This window comes from Caulobacter segnis (assembly GCF_003243465.1).
GTDB classification, from domain to species: domain Bacteria; phylum Pseudomonadota; class Alphaproteobacteria; order Caulobacterales; family Caulobacteraceae; genus Caulobacter; species Caulobacter segnis_A.
The window spans coordinates 1-12,751 of sequence record NZ_QFQZ01000103.1; the positions used below are offsets into that span (position 1 = coordinate 1).

At 62.5% G+C, this 12,751-nt stretch carries 15 protein-coding genes; 13 read left to right on the forward strand and 2 right to left on the reverse strand.

What is annotated here, in order from left to right; all coding sequences use genetic code 11:
- The 7 genes from DI526_RS21260 to DI526_RS21290 all read left to right on the forward strand — a co-directional run.
- Positions 1 to 235: hypothetical protein (locus DI526_RS21260; RefSeq protein ID WP_304282353.1), on the forward strand; the 235-nt coding region annotated here is incomplete at its 5' end.
- A 40-nt stretch (positions 236 to 275) separates the two neighbouring features.
- The gene (locus DI526_RS21265; RefSeq protein WP_304282325.1) at positions 276 to 1,004 is read left to right on the forward strand and encodes a hypothetical protein; all 729 of its coding nucleotides are present in this window, start codon (positions 276 to 278) and stop codon (positions 1,002 to 1,004) included.
- Between the two features lie 131 nt (positions 1,005 to 1,135).
- Complete coding sequence (locus tag DI526_RS21270) at positions 1,136 to 1,495, forward strand: helix-turn-helix domain-containing protein (RefSeq protein WP_231732264.1); 360 nt, start codon at positions 1,136 to 1,138, stop codon at positions 1,493 to 1,495.
- Positions 1,492 to 2,745 carry a type II toxin-antitoxin system HipA family toxin gene (locus tag DI526_RS21275; RefSeq protein WP_066680316.1) on the forward strand — a complete coding sequence of 418 codons (1,254 nt, stop codon included), beginning with the start codon at positions 1,492 to 1,494 and terminating at the stop codon, positions 2,743 to 2,745. The genes DI526_RS21270 and DI526_RS21275 overlap by 4 nt, the downstream gene beginning before the upstream one ends.
- Before the next feature lie 330 nt (positions 2,746 to 3,075).
- Positions 3,076 to 4,284 (forward strand): AAA family ATPase, encoded by a 1,209-nt coding sequence (locus tag DI526_RS21280; RefSeq protein WP_066680313.1) that lies wholly within the window; start codon positions 3,076 to 3,078, stop codon positions 4,282 to 4,284.
- A 19-nt stretch (positions 4,285 to 4,303) separates the two neighbouring features.
- The gene (locus DI526_RS21285) at positions 4,304 to 5,416 is read left to right on the forward strand and encodes a ParB/RepB/Spo0J family partition protein (protein WP_304282332.1); all 1,113 of its coding nucleotides are present in this window, start codon (positions 4,304 to 4,306) and stop codon (positions 5,414 to 5,416) included.
- A 162-nt stretch (positions 5,417 to 5,578) separates the two neighbouring features.
- Complete coding sequence (locus tag DI526_RS21290; RefSeq protein WP_304282335.1) at positions 5,579 to 6,682, forward strand: replication initiator protein A; 1,104 nt, start codon at positions 5,579 to 5,581, stop codon at positions 6,680 to 6,682.
- Between the two features lie 863 nt (positions 6,683 to 7,545).
- Here DI526_RS21290 and DI526_RS21295 read toward each other — a convergent pair.
- Positions 7,546 to 7,788: a WGR domain-containing protein gene (locus DI526_RS21295; protein WP_304282338.1), complete on the reverse strand. Its 243-nt coding sequence runs from the start codon at positions 7,786 to 7,788 to the stop codon at positions 7,546 to 7,548.
- 166 nt (positions 7,789 to 7,954) lie between these two features.
- Here DI526_RS21295 and DI526_RS21300 point away from each other — a divergent pair, with 166 nt between their 5' ends.
- Both DI526_RS21300 and DI526_RS21305 read left to right on the forward strand, forming a co-directional pair.
- Positions 7,955 to 8,533 (forward strand): hypothetical protein, encoded by a 579-nt coding sequence (locus DI526_RS21300; RefSeq protein WP_304282341.1) that lies wholly within the window; start codon positions 7,955 to 7,957, stop codon positions 8,531 to 8,533.
- Positions 8,534 to 8,587: 54 nt separating this feature from the next.
- Positions 8,588 to 8,734, forward strand: a complete 147-nt coding sequence (locus DI526_RS21305; RefSeq protein WP_304282343.1) for a hypothetical protein — start codon at positions 8,588 to 8,590, stop codon at positions 8,732 to 8,734.
- A gap of 39 nt (positions 8,735 to 8,773) precedes the next feature.
- Here the strand turns inward: DI526_RS21305 and DI526_RS21310 are convergent, their stop codons facing one another.
- Positions 8,774 to 9,349 (reverse strand): hypothetical protein, encoded by a 576-nt coding sequence (locus DI526_RS21310; RefSeq protein ID WP_304282345.1) that lies wholly within the window; start codon positions 9,347 to 9,349, stop codon positions 8,774 to 8,776.
- A 197-nt stretch (positions 9,350 to 9,546) separates the two neighbouring features.
- On the opposite strand from DI526_RS21310, the gene DI526_RS21315 reads away from it, so the two are divergent.
- The 4 genes from DI526_RS21315 to DI526_RS21325 form a co-directional block, all read left to right on the forward strand.
- Positions 9,547 to 10,221, forward strand: coding sequence for a 3'-5' exonuclease (locus DI526_RS21315; protein WP_369692059.1), 675 nt, complete (start codon positions 9,547 to 9,549; stop codon positions 10,219 to 10,221).
- Positions 10,211 to 10,375, forward strand: a complete 165-nt coding sequence (locus DI526_RS23445) for a hypothetical protein (RefSeq protein ID WP_369692060.1) — start codon at positions 10,211 to 10,213, stop codon at positions 10,373 to 10,375. Before DI526_RS21315 ends, DI526_RS23445 begins: the two co-directional genes overlap by 11 nt.
- Positions 10,376 to 11,402: 1,027 nt before the next feature.
- Positions 11,403 to 12,230: a helix-turn-helix domain-containing protein gene (locus DI526_RS21320; RefSeq protein ID WP_304282348.1), complete on the forward strand. Its 828-nt coding sequence runs from the start codon at positions 11,403 to 11,405 to the stop codon at positions 12,228 to 12,230.
- Between the two features lie 106 nt (positions 12,231 to 12,336).
- The coding region (locus DI526_RS21325; RefSeq protein ID WP_304282351.1) for a hypothetical protein at positions 12,337 to 12,751 on the forward strand (415 nt) is incomplete at its 3' end.

Here is a 12,751-nt window from a genome sequence, read left to right on the forward strand (position 1 = left end):
CACCAGCCCGGCCTTCATCGTCATGAAGGCCGCCAAGGCGTTCACCGACAAGACCACGGCGCCCAACCAGATGTGGCAGGCCTCGCCGTACCCATCAAAGGTTCCAGGCTTTTGGAATTGCCAACGCCTGGGCTGCTGGATCTGCCCAGGCTTGACCTTGTCGCACGAGCTGAAGTGGCTGCAGCCGGATGATACGCCTGCGTGTCATCGATCCTTGAACGACCGGCACTGCTGAGCCCGAACCGGTACGCCGTGATATAAAATTGAGCATGCAAATGGCCGACAAGATACCCCCTGAGATATTTCTAGAAATCAGGCGTGTCGCTAGCGCCGAGTGGCCCGACAGCCCGGAAATGCAACAATATATGGTCGATGCGGAAGCGACGGCTTACCGCAAGCTTGCCAAGCTCGATTTCGGAGGGGCGCTTGAGCAAAAAGCGGCGATCCTCAAAGAAGCCCACGAATACTACCAATCCTGGCAGGACATCGTCAGCTTCGTCTCGGAAGAGGTCGATGCCTTCAACACCTTGGCAGCCTTCGCACCGGAAGATGTGCCGGTTGGCTTCGTCACAGAGCAGAAGCGTAAAGCCCGTGTCGAACACGACTGGTTTGCGTCCCAGCTTGAAGACGTCCAGCAAGCGGTAGAAGCCTATCGCTACGTCCAGCGCACACGCGCGAAGGTGGGGCCTATCCGTGATCTCCTCGTCCGGATGGAGTCAATCATCGGGTCAGAATGCTACAACGCCAACATTCAGAACTATAGCGCCTGGGGTGTTTGGGAGGGCGAGGGCCGCGCGTTCCGTTATCCCGTGACTTACATTCGCAATGGCCAGGAAGAGAAGCGCAAGGCCCGAACTGATGACCTGGAGCCCGAAGCGCTGATCACCGGTCATTACAAGTTTGGAGCCAACGAGCTGAGTATTCACCGGGCTCTGGTGCGCATCATCGATATGCTCAGAAACGACTACGACCTTAAAATTCCCGGCGACGAAGACCGTGCCTAGGGAACGCGAGTTCTCGCCTGCTTCGTCTTCGCTGCTTTGACCCATGTGACGCGATCGCTATTCCGCGTGGGGCAATAATTCGCCCGCGACCTATCGGCAGTCCAGGTTTGGACAATTAACTTGCAAAGTGCATGGTAACTGTCCATTTATGGACAGTGCTAAAGACGCCATCCGAAATCCTGCAAGACCTCGCTGGGCGCATTAAGGCGCGACGAGTCGCCTTGGGCTGGCCCCAGCTGGAGGCCGCTCAACGGGCCGGCGTCGCCTACCGGACCTGGCGGCGTTTGGAGAACGAAGGTCAAGCCTCGCTGGAGGACATGGTCAAGGCCGCTGTCGCCCTGCGCTGCGAAGATGCGCTGAGCGGATTGTTTCCCCTCCCTGCGGCCAGCAGCCTCGATGCGCTCCTGGCGCAGCAGGCCGCCGACGCCGGGACACGGCCGGCGCGTGTGCGGGCGCCCAGGTCACGACCTGCGAAGGCTCCGCGCCCATGAAGCTTGCGCCCGGGACCCCGCTGGCCGCCAACCTGGTCTTTGGCGAGGGCCAGCCCCCCCTCCCCGTCGGCCGGCTGGCCATGGCCGGCGGCCTGGCGCAGCTGGAATGGTCGCCGGAGCTGGTCGCCGCGCCTCTCCCCGTTTCGGCCCTACTCTATCCGCCCGAACCCGGCTTGCATCCCGCGCGCGGCCGGGAGTTTGAAGGTCTGCACGGTTTTCTCGCTGACAGCCTGCCTGAAGGCTGGGGCTTCCTCGTCATGCGGCGACGCTTGAGCAAGCTGGGCGTCGCTATCGAGACGCTAAGCGCCCTGGATCGGCTCGCCCTGGTCGGCGACCACGGCCGCGGCGCCCTCACCTACCGCCCGGCGACCGCGCCGCCGCCGGAGGTCGAAAGCCTCGATCTCGACGCCCTGGCCGCCGAGTCGACCGCGATCCTGACTGGCCACGAAGGCGCGCTGGCCGACACCTTGGCCACCCTGGCGGGCGGCTCGGGCGGCGCCCGGCCCAAGGTTCACGTCGGGTTCGACGCCGAAGGGCGGGTCTCGGTCTCAGAAGGCGAGACCGCCGCCGGCCACGAGGCCTGGATCGTCAAGTTCGCCGCGACCAACGATCCTCCCGACATCGGTCCCATCGAAGCGGCCTATGCGGCCATGGCCGTGGCCGCCGGTCTGGCCATGGCCCCCTATCGGCTGCTGCCGTCAAAGACGGGGCCCGGCTATTTCGCCACCCGCCGTTTCGATCGCCCAGAGCCTGGTCGGCGCCTGCACATGGTCTCGTTGAGCGGCGCGGTCGAGGCGCCTTGGCGCACGCCCGCAAGCTACGATCTCTTCCTGCGCGCGACACTGGCCATCACCCGCCACGCTGACGACCTGCACGCGGCCTTCCGGCGCATGGTCTTCAATGTTCTTTCCAGCAATCGGGATGATCATACGCGGCAGCACAGCTATTTGATGGACGAGGCCGGGGAGTGGCGGCTCGCTCCAGCCTATGACCTGACCTATTCGACGGGGCCGGGCGGCGAGCACTACCTCGACATCGAGGGCGAGGGCAAAAACCCGACCCGCGACCAGGTCCGCAGCCTCGGACGTCGCCATGGTCTGCACGATAGGCTGATCGACACCATCATCGATGAGGTCCGCGCCGCCGTGGCGGACTGGACGCGCTTCGCCAACGAGGCCGGCGTTAGCCGGGCGTCCCAAAGCGAAATTCAGTCCGCCCACCGGTCAGTTGTTTCGGCGTTCTTGACCTAAGTTAGGGTCGCGTCAGCCATGGCCCGCCCGCCGATTGGGTCGTGAATATCGGACACATAGACGACAGAGCGCTCTTTGATAGGGCCTCTCCCCCGCGCTGGGCACTTAGCCCAAGTGCTTGCACGCCCCTTACGCCGTGGCGCGCGCCGCGACGTGCTGGCCACGGGAGGCTCTCACACATTGACGAGGTGGGGCCCGACAGCCGGCTGCTCGTTTAGGATTTATTTACCATACGCCTGGATGAAAGTTTTCATCTTTGTTTTTGGCTAAATTCATTCAAACCTGCTCTCTCAGCCCAGGTTTGGCGATTCACAGTGGGGACGGCGACAAATGGATTCGATCGTGACCGAAGCGGATCGGATTGGCCAATTGGCCAACGCCGGCGAGCAAATGGTTGAGCGGCTTCGTCGAACAGCGTTTCTCCCCGGGCAGACCAAGAGCTTGGATGTTCGTATCGGCATCGCTGAGGCCGCCGAGCTACTGGGATGCTCGTCCAATCGAATCCGGATGGCCGAACAAGATGGTCGCCTCCCCTCCCCGCCTGAGTCCGAGAGCGGTCGCCGGATTGGCTATGATATCCCCGCCCTCTTGAACATGCGGCAGGTCTTGGGCGCCTCACCGCGACGTGGGCCTAACGATCCACCGTCCATAATCACGGTTCAGAATTTTAAGGGCGGCGTTGGGAAGTCGACGGTTACGACGCACCTGGCTCACTATCTCGCCGTCGCTGGCTATCGCGTGCTCGTGGTCGACTGCGATAGCCAGGCCACGACCACGACGCTCTTTGGCTTCAACCCTCACTTCGCCATACGGCGGGAGGAGACCCTCTATCCGTACCTGTCGATAGAGCCCACCCAAGACGATCTGGCCTATGCGGTTAAAAAAACCGTGTGGCCAAACGTCGACCTTATCCCCTCGAACCTGCAGATGTTCGACATCGAATATGAGCTCGCCGCGGCGGGAACTGGCGGTGGCGGGGTTCTGGCCTCACGGTTCCGGAAGCTCCGCGAGGGTCTCTTTGAACTGGCCCAGGACTACGACGTGGTTCTGCTGGATCCACCGCCGGCGCTGGGGACAATTTCGCTTGCCGTCATGCAGGCGGCCAATGCGCTCTTGGTCCCCTTGGCGGCGACGACGCCAGATTTCTGCTCGACCGTTCAGTTTCTGTCGATGATGGACCAGGTCATCGGTCAGCTCACCGCAGCAGGCATCACCGTCGAGTACGACTTCTGCCGGCTGATATGCTCCAAGTTCAACGCCAATGACCCCAGCCAAGACATGGTCCAGCGCGTCATGGATCAGGCCTTTGGTCCCGCCCTTCTGCCCATCCCCATCCTCGAGTCGGCTGAGATCAGTCACGCCGCTCTTCGGATGATGACGGTGTATGAACTGGAAAGGCCGATCGGAACGCCAAGGACCCACAAGCGCTGCCGCTCCAATCTTGATGAAGCGCTTTCGCAGGTGGAACAGCTTGTCCGCCGCCGCTGGGGTCGTCCCTTGGTCCAACCAGCCCCCTCGCTGGCCGCAGTGACCGCCTGAGGCGTCTGGAGGAAGCACGATGTCCAAACGCCAATCCGACTACCTGAATTCCCTTCTTGGCCCTGATCCGGCCGCTGTGGAGCCCGCGGCGGAGCCGGTGACGTCCGCGCCCCAGCCGGCGGCCGTGAGCAGTCCCGATCCGATCTCCCCTCCCCTCTCCTCTGCACGTACCGCGCCAGGTATGACCTTGCTCGCGCGAGAGTCCGCCTTGGCCCGGATCGCGGCGGGCGAGGTTAAACAGGTCACCCAGCTTCTGCTCGACCCAGCGCGCGTGCGGATCTGGGTGGGCAACGCGCGGCATCAGCAAAGCCTGAACGAGGCGGCCTGTCGTGATTTGATCGACTCTATCCTGGCCGAGGGCGGTCAGAAAGTGCCGGTGGTCGTAAGGCGCGTGTCAGACGACCCGCAGCATGATTACGAGCTCATTGCTGGAACCCGACGGCACTGGTCCATCAGCTGGCTGCGGGCCAATAGCTACCCTGATTTACAGCTTCTGGCCCAGGTGCAGTCGCTCGATGATGAGAGCGCGTTTCGGCTCGCGGACCTTGAGAACCGGGCGCGCAAAGACGTCTCGGATTTTGAACGAGCGAGGAACTATCGCGACGCATTGAAGAGCTATTACGGCGACCGGCAGATCCGGATGGCTGAACGCCTCAACCTATCCAAAGGCTGGCTCTCCAAGATGCTCTCGGTCGCGGATATCCCTGATTGGGCCGTTTCAGCATTCTCAGGGCTTGGCGATATCCAGCTGAAAACTTGCTACCCGCTCGCCCAACGCATCAAGGCGGTCTCGCAAGCTGACCCAACCGCCTTGAAGCGGATGCAGAAGGAAGCGGCCCGGCTCAAGCAGGAGCAGCGTTCGCGGCTGGACACGGGGCAGCCACCACTAGGCGCCGCTGAAGTCGCAGACGCCCTCATCAAGGCCGCACAATCGCCTAGCCAAGAGCAGGAGTCGCTGTTCGCAGCCGACTCGGTGCATGGTCGACGGGCTTTGTCTGTGCTTTCCGCCAATAGGAACGGTGCGACGCTTCGAATCCACGCGGGGTCAGGCGCAAGCGAGGCCGAACTGTTGAGCCTGGTGGAGCAAGCCTTGGCTTTTCTGCGGTCGCGCGGCCGAGGCCTCGCCGACTAGGCCTCAAAAGTTTCCCCGGGGAAACTCTGTTCGCTGCTCGCCAGGGTGGCGTGGGCATGGGTGAAGGAAGTTTCCCCAGGGAAACTCGCGGCGAGGGAAGAGAGACGGCGCGCTTGTCTGGAACGGTCGAGCATCATGGCTAGCAATACGAGCAAGGGGGCCGTGGAGCAGATCGACCTGTTTCTGCCCTATCTGGCTGATCTGAATCTCCGAGATCAGCGCGAGATGATGGAAAGGCCCTTCTTCAGCCTTTCGAAAAGCAAGCGCACCAAACCGATCGACTACACCTCTCCCGACGGGAAGGTCTGGGTCCACGTTTCGGCCAATCCTGATTACGGCATGGCGACCATCTGGGACGCCGATATCCTGATCTACTGCGCCAGCGTCCTGAACGATTTGAAGGAGCGCCGGGTCAATGAGATCCCTCGCGTCCTGAAGGTCATGCCCTATGACATTCTGCGGAGTATCGGTCGTCCCGTAACGGGCCGCTCGTACGAGCTCCTGGGCGCTGCGCTCGACCGCCTGCAATCGACCACGGTCAAGACCAACATCCGGGCGGATCAGCGGCGAGAGGCGACCTTCTCCTGGCTCGATAGCTGGAGCCAATTGGTCGACGAGAAGACCGATCGCTCGCGCGGGATCTCGATCGCGCTATCGAGTTGGTTCTACGACGGCGTCCTGATGGCCGGCGGGGTTTTGTCGATTGATCGGTCTTACTTCTCAATCACTGGGGGACGCGAGCGCTGGCTCTACAAGGTCGCCCGCAAGCATGCTGGCGGGGCAGGGGAGGAGGGCTTCGCGATCGCCCTTCCTACGCTCTTTGAAAAATCTGGCGCCGAAGGCCAGTATCGCCGGTTCAAGTTTGAAATGACCGCGCTGGTCCGGGAAAACGCTATCCCGGGTTATGAGCTCTCGCTTGAGCCAGCGGTAACCTCCAAGGAGCCCCTACTACGCATTCGGCGAAAATCTGCCGACAAGGCAAAGCCCGTGAGCAAGACGCCGGAGAATGCGGCCGCTCCGAAGAAAGCTGGATTTACGACGTCCACGCCCAGACCCATGGAACTGGAGCCGCGTGGGTACTTGACCGATGAAACATTGGCCCACCTTCGTGAGCACTACAGAGGCTGGGATTTCCACGCCCTGCATAGAGAGTTTCAAACCTGGCTCCATGGTCAGGACGAGCGCCAGCCCGACCGTTATCAGAGCGCCTTCATTGGCTTTGTGCGCCGCTACCACGAGAAAAACCGATACCAACTGCGTGGCTAGCTTGGGCCCGGCGTCGTCCGGGGAGGGCGCTTTGCGGCCCGACCTCACACCAACCGTTCCCGAAATGTCGTGCGGTTCTGGACCGCAGGGCCAGCGGCGCTGCGATCCACGGCACATACCGCTAGCGGCTGAACGTTTTTTCTAGGGGAACGTGGCAAAGTGATTCAATCGCGATTTGCCAGCGTGTTCGATTGACCCAACTTTGCCAGGTTTCGACACATCAGGAACGGAAGACGACACCTCGGGAACAGCCTAACGACACTCCAGGAACGCCATGCTCGATACATCAGGAACGAAGCCGCGATACTCCAGGAACGCTGTGGATAGATTCTTCCTTGGATTCCGGACTATTAGCGCTCGAGAGCTGCCCTTAACTTTTAAACTTTTCTTCTCTAACCCTCTAACGTCATGAGATCTCGAAAGTTTTGAAGGGAAGATCAGGTCGCATAAAGACATCGGGCGTTGAGCTCAGGTGCATGCGCTCGCGGCGGCACACCCGACAAGCGCCATGGCCGGCCCCGTCAGCAGAACAACAGCGCCAATCCTGCGCTCGCGGCGAGAGAGCGGCATCGAACCCCAAATCGGTCGCGGGTGCAAAAGCTCATGAGCTCGAACGCCCTCAACGACCACTGCCAGCATGAGAACCAGCCAACCAAGGGGCCACCATAAATCAACCAGCCCGTAGCTGGTCACCAAGTAGATCAACGCGCAGAGGACGTTCGTCGCCGCCCAGCCTGGGATCACATCCCTCCGCTTGGAAGCGTTGGTGCCCCAGTTTGAAGAAGCCTTATCTGACTTTAGAACGATCGGCGGGAGAGGCTCCAACAGGCCCTCTATCCGTGTCTCGTAGCGATGAGTCAGATTCACCACGCGGACGGGGCGGGTTGATATCCGCGTCGAAGTTTCTGGCGACGCAAATCCTCCAGCCGCGCCTCCGCGGCGTCCGGCGTTGCGAACCATTCCACGATAGAGCGCCCGCCTCGAGCCCCAATGCGGCCCCATGTCCGACAGAGCCCCGTCTGGCCAAAAAGGCCGGGAACAACCATTAGGCCATAGAAGCGGGCCATATTGCGGGTTGCGTCTCGCCGATACAGCTCATGGTCCATTTGAACTTCCTTTTAGGCGTGGTGGAGGAACGGCCTATCGCGAGCATGATCGTGGCACAGGTATACGACAAAATCGGACACAAGGCCTCGCCAACTTCCATTGAAAGAAGAAGGGGAGGGCGGGGGAAGGGGTGCATCCAAACGCACCTGAAAAGGCCTCCCAGCCATGTCAAAATCTCTCTCGCGTCGTATCGGCCCGATTAACTACTGGCCGGCTGTCGACGCCGATTTCCAGCTCCCCTGGCCTCTCGTCCATCTCATCGACCGATCGCTAGCGGCGCCGCTCATGCCAGGCATCACCAAGGAAGCCCGCCACTACATGCTACAGACGCGGCTGCATGCACTGGGCGTTGGTCTTGGCTACCAATCCCAAATCGAGGTCTGTACTGGCCACCGACGCTTCATCGCCCAGGGACGGTTTGATGTCGTCTGGACGCACGACCCGGCCAAAAACGACGGCTTTTTGGAAAAACCGATCATCTTCGAGATCGACAGCCGTTGGAAGCATGAGTCAGCTCTCAAGCTCGGCAGGGTAGGGGAGGAGGCCCTCAAGCTCTGGGTTTACTACGGCAACCGGCCGGCCCCACCCGAGCCCGCCGAGCCAGGATTTCGGCGCCTGAACATTCTGCGCATTCAGCCCTGGCGACTTGGCGTCAAGGAGGCCCGGAGTGTTCGCCTGAGCACGCCGGGGGCGTGGCCAGATCCGCTCTACCCACAGATGGCGTCCTCGGCGCGCCGACCTTGATCGCGGGGATCGGTCAGCGCAGACTACCTAAGTGAGACGATGTCGGAGGACGATATGCCCAAGACGGAGTTGGATCGGATATTCGAAAAACAAAATCAGGAGCTTTGCGCCATCATCCGCGAAAGCACCCGATGGCAAATCCTCTGGTTTACGATCATCTTTAGCGCAGGCATGGCTATCTTGGTCGTGCTGAACCTTTAGGCGCTGTGAACAGCGCCATATTGGATGTGCAATGTTCCCTCAGCCGCCAGCCAAAGCTCGTGCGACGGTGACCATTGCCCATGTATCTCTCGCACAATAGGCCCTGAGGGCCTCTTCCAGCGCCTCGCGCCGCTGCGGATCGCAGGCAGGATCCGTGGCCTCGAGCCATGCCGCCTGTGCATCGCCCCCGTGCTTCACTTCGAGAGCGCCATAGTCGAGTTCCGATGCGATGGTGGGTAACACCGCCTTGATCGACCAGCTGCCGCGCTGGTCACGGTGATACCAGTGGTCGCGGGTGACCGGCAGGAGATCGACTGTAGCCTCGGCCATCCCCTCAAGGCGCGAAATAAGATCGCCTCGAAAATCGGGCCTGGATGTCTGTGCGACCGCTTCGGACAGTGACGAAGGATCGACCTTTACCCCGCCCAGATGGAGCGCGCAGGCAATCTCGCCCACTGCGTTGCCAATCGCAAAACGGGCCTCGGCGCCATCTGCCCGTTCAGCTAGATCGGGGCGGTGGGTCGACAGCCACAGCTTCTTTGGGCATTGCTCGAAGGATGTGATCTTCGACTTAGAGAGGCCGAAGGCACCGGCGGGATCGATGGTCTGTGTCATGCTGCTTTCCTACAGCAGCGATACGTCAAAATTGGTCACTAGTTCTTCAATGGCGGCCTACCGTGGCAGCTCAGGCTTGCGAAATCTTCAGGCGTGGAATCCCCACCCAGCCCACATCCCCGTCCCCGCTATATGACGTCTACAAGCTAAGCTCCCTCGCAGATCGCCATACCCCGCCCGACCAGGACCTGGAGGCCATGGCCGCGGCGCTCGAGGCCAGCGGGCGCTACCGCGTGTTGCGCCGCCTGGACGCTCCGCGCCTCGTAGCCGGGGAGGTCGTTAGTCAGACGCGGCAGGGGATCGTCCTTGATCTCGAGACCACCGGCCTTGATCCCGGCAAGGACGAGATCATCGAGTTTGGTCTCGTGCCGTTCACCTATGACGCGGGCGGGCGGATCGTGGCGGTCGGCGAGCCCTTCTCGCGGCTTCGCCAGCCATCGGGGCCGATCCCGCCGGAGATCACCAGGCTCACCGGCCTGACCGACGCCATGGTCGCGGGCCACGTCGTCGATCCTGCCGAGGTCGCGGCCTTCATCGACGGCGCGGCGCTGATCATCGCCCATAACGCTGGCTTCGACCGACGCTTCGCCGAAGCCTTCTGTCCGGCTTTCGCGCAGAAGCCCTGGGCCTGCTCCTACACCCAGATCGACTGGAAGGCCCATGGCCATGAGAGCGGCAAGCTCGCTTTCCTCGCCTCCGCCTACGGCTTCTACCACGACGGCCATCGCGCCCACCACGGTTGCCTGGCGACCCTGGAGATCCTGGCCTCGCCCCTTGGCGCCACCGACGGCTCGGCGTTCCAGGCGCTCCTGACGACGGCTCGTAAGGCCTCTGTGCGGATATGGGCCGAGAATTCGCCCTTTGACTTGTGATCCGGGCCCCAGCCCGCGCGCCTGGTGGATCGATATCGACGAGGCCGACAAGGACGCCGAGCTCGCCTTCCTGCAGGCCGAGATCTATCGCGGCGAAGTCCATCTGGCGACCAAGCGCATCACCGCCTTCGAGCGGTTCTCCGACCGGGCCTGACGCGGCTGCGACGTCGCGTCGTCGGTTTTTGGGGACACACGCCGTTGACTCTTCCTCGCTCCGGCGTGAGAACAAAAAAAGAACCCGGAGATCGCCATGCCCACCCCACGCGCGAGAGAGCGCGCGACGCCGCACGCCCCCTAACCAGAACGCATCCTCCAGCGCATGGTCGTGAAGTTAAGGCGGGTGCGCCAGCACGGCTGCATAACGCCAACCGATTGGTCACCCGCCGCCAGATCAGCCGGGTGCCGATCGCCGCACAATTGGTCACGCGTAAGACGGGCGATGCGCGGAGGCTTCCGACACGCAGCGGATCGCCCGTCGTCGCCGCACGGCATGTCAACCGCCTCTCTTCTACCGAGCGCCCCTAAGGGGGGCTCGGCTCTGAGCACTCTTTCGGTTGAGGGGCTACACCCCGCTTCGGGATGACCTGCCGCGTCCTAGCGCCGCTCGGGCCTGGAACACGACTGCTGCGAAGGGAAGCAAGACTCTTAACCGCCGCACTTGCTCGGAGGCGATCGGCCGCGCAATTCCAGTCGGGAGATCGATGCCCTCGTCGCCGATGGCTCGCTTTTGGCCGTGAGGGGCACCAGGGGGGGCATCGGCATTTTCCCGCTGCGCAGTTTCACGGCGACGGTCATGTCGTCTTTGGCTTAGCTGATGTTCAAGCGGCGCTTGGGTTTGGGAGCCCTTGGTCGGTATTGAACTTCTTGGTCAACGAGAATGACCTTTTGGGCAATGAATGGCCGATCGATGTTCTGAAACGTGGCGACCTGGAAAAGGTAATCCAGGTCGCCACCATCCAAGGCGTTCATGGCGCCTAGCCACTATTCCGCTGAGCCTGGTTCAATCGAATGCGACAGTGCGCCAGTTTCAGACATCGGCACACTTACAGGAACTCGACCTTCAGATCGCCTATTGACCGGCGAGGTCGCGGTTTCCCGTGCTGTTGGCCTTGGGCCTCTTGTGTGAGCGGATGGCCTCGGATCATCTCTGGCGCATGCAGTACCCTTCTGTTCGATTCCTATTGCCCGCTGCGCCCCTTCGTCGCTTCATCACCGCCTACTACTGGGTCGAAGTCCCCGAGCCCTGCGGCCAGGTCGAGGACCTGCTGCATCCCGAGTGGGCCAATATCCGCTTCACCCTGGCCGGCAACTGGTCGACCCGCATCGGTGGCGTCGAGTACGACCCGGCCCCGACCGCCGCCATGTTCGGTCCGACCAGCCAGGCCGGGATCGTGCGCGGTCGCGCCGGGACGGTGCTGGGCGTGGGCCTCCTGCCTCTGGGCTGGGCGCGCTTCGTGGGCGTGGCGGCGAGCGATCTCGCCGACAAGGTCGCGCCGCTGGACGCCGTTCTGGGCTCGCGCGCCAGCGAGACGCTCATAGCCTTGCGCCAGGCGCCCGACGACCGCTCCCAGGCCGACCTGCTGGACGCGCTGTACACAGAACTGGACGCCAGCGGTCCGGCGCTAGAGCCTCTGCTGGTCAAGGCCCATGAACAGCTGCTGACGCTGGACACCGTCGAGGCGATGGCGAGCGCGCTGGAGATCTCGACGCGCCATTTGACGCGCCTGTCGCTGCGAATGTTCGGCTTCACACCTAAGCTGCTGATCCGTCGTCAGCGCTTCCTGCGCACGCTGCAGACTCTGCGCGAGCGGCCCGACACGCCGCTGGGTCCGCTGATCGACGAAGGCTATTTCGACCAGTCGCACTTCGTCCGTGACTTCAAGCAATTTATGGGCATGTCGCCGTCGCGCTACTTCGCCCTGCCACACGCAATGCTGGGGCCGGCGGCGCGCGAGCGGCTGGCCGCGCTGGGCGCGGCTTACCAGGGGCTGCACGCCAAGTTGCGCTGAAGGTTTCGCGTCGCCACGTGATGTCCGATTTTTCCAATGGGAACCTGGCGACCGCCGATATCCCGCCCGAACCGCGCCCGTCGCGCCGGATAGGGATCACACCACCATGTCGTCGTCAAACGCCGCCAAGTTCGTCCGCCTCCTGGTGCTCGCCGCCGTGATCGGCGCCCTGGGCCTAGCCGTCGCGCCGGCCCACGCCGCTGACCGCAAGCCGCTGTTCTACAATGGTCCCAAGACAGCCACGGCCCAGGACCCGATCGAGTTCGCGGCCGGCGACGATCTGTCCAAGGTCGGATCGGGCTTGATCTGGCAGAACGAAAAGGGCGGGGTGAAGGGCCTCAAGCAGGTGGTCATCGCGTCGTTCCAGGTCGAGTTCGTGATGAACTCCTCGGCCGCCTCGACCGGCTCGGGCCTGTCGCAGTCCAAGGTCAGCTACACCCTGTCGGGGCCTGGCGAGCAGGACATGCAGGCGATCACCAACGCCTATTACGCCAAGTTCGTCGAGGAGCTGGCCGCCACCG

What these genes read in the sequence shown, in the direction of transcription:
- DI526_RS21265 (WP_304282325.1), top strand. Translation starts at nt 276, where the DNA reads ATGGCCGACAAGATACCCCCTGAGATATTTCTAGAAATCAGGCGTGTC.
- DI526_RS21270 (WP_231732264.1), top strand. Translation starts at nt 1,136, where the DNA reads ATGGTAACTGTCCATTTATGGACAGTGCTAAAGACGCCATCCGAAATC.
- DI526_RS21275 (WP_066680316.1), top strand. Translation starts at nt 1,492, where the DNA reads ATGAAGCTTGCGCCCGGGACCCCGCTGGCCGCCAACCTGGTCTTTGGC.
- DI526_RS21280 (WP_066680313.1), top strand. Translation starts at nt 3,076, where the DNA reads ATGGATTCGATCGTGACCGAAGCGGATCGGATTGGCCAATTGGCCAAC.
- DI526_RS21285 (WP_304282332.1), top strand. Translation starts at nt 4,304, where the DNA reads ATGTCCAAACGCCAATCCGACTACCTGAATTCCCTTCTTGGCCCTGAT.
- DI526_RS21295 (WP_304282338.1), bottom strand. Translation starts at nt 7,788, where the DNA reads ATGGACCATGAGCTGTATCGGCGAGACGCAACCCGCAATATGGCCCGC.
- DI526_RS21300 (WP_304282341.1), top strand. Translation starts at nt 7,955, where the DNA reads ATGTCAAAATCTCTCTCGCGTCGTATCGGCCCGATTAACTACTGGCCG.
- DI526_RS21305 (WP_304282343.1), top strand. Translation starts at nt 8,588, where the DNA reads ATGCCCAAGACGGAGTTGGATCGGATATTCGAAAAACAAAATCAGGAG.
- DI526_RS21310 (WP_304282345.1), bottom strand. Translation starts at nt 9,349, where the DNA reads ATGACACAGACCATCGATCCCGCCGGTGCCTTCGGCCTCTCTAAGTCG.
- DI526_RS21315 (WP_369692059.1), top strand. Translation starts at nt 9,547, where the DNA reads ATGGCCGCGGCGCTCGAGGCCAGCGGGCGCTACCGCGTGTTGCGCCGC.